The 680-nt window shown below is 74.4% G+C and carries 1 protein-coding gene; it reads right to left on the bottom strand.

The window, feature by feature from the left end; all coding sequences use genetic code 11:
- Positions 1-680 (bottom strand): 4-alpha-glucanotransferase (locus JMF90_RS39385; protein WP_201326580.1); only part of this gene is annotated, 680 nt, incomplete at both ends.

The raw sequence follows: 680 nt of genomic DNA, 5'->3' as shown, positions 1-680 counted from the left end.
GTCGCGATCCCACGCGGCGGGCGGCTGGAACGCGCCATCCGCACCGCGCTCGAACCACAGCACGCGCATCCCCGCGACACCCTGCGCGCCGAGCCGTTCGCGCAACCCGGCCGGCACGGTGCCCAGATCCTCGCCGATCGCGATCGCGCGATGACGCGCCGCCTCGAGCGCGACGAGCCGCACCAGATCGTCGAGCGGATAGCGCAGGTACGCGCCGCTGCGCGGCGAGCCGCCGTCCGGCACGATCCACATCCGCGCGAAGCCGAGCACGTGGTCGATGCGGATGCCGCCGGCGTGCGCGAACGCGGCGCGCAGCAGCTCGATGAACGGCATGAAGCCGTCCGCGCGCAGCGCGTCGGGCCTCCAGGTCGTCACGCCCCACGCCTGGCCGGCCGCATTGAACAGGTCGGGCGGCGCGCCGAGCGATACACCGCGCAGCAGCGTCGTGCCGTGCGCCCACGCGTCGCTGCCGGCCTGATCGGAGCCGACCGCGAGATCGGCGATCAGCCCGGTCGCCATGCCCGCGCCGCGCGCCGCGTGCTGCGCGTCGCCGAGCGCGCGCGACGCGCACCATTGCAGGAAGGTGTGGAACGCGATCGTGTCGGCATGCTCATGCGCGAACGCGTCGACTTCCGCCGATCCCGACATGCGCCATGGCGCGGGCCACTGCCGCCAGTCCG

The organism is Burkholderia sp. E168m23 (genome assembly GCF_016586125.1).
In the GTDB taxonomy this organism is placed as follows: domain Bacteria; phylum Pseudomonadota; class Gammaproteobacteria; order Burkholderiales; family Burkholderiaceae; genus Burkholderia; species Burkholderia orbicola.
This window is presented reverse-complemented; position numbering and strand designations above follow the sequence as displayed.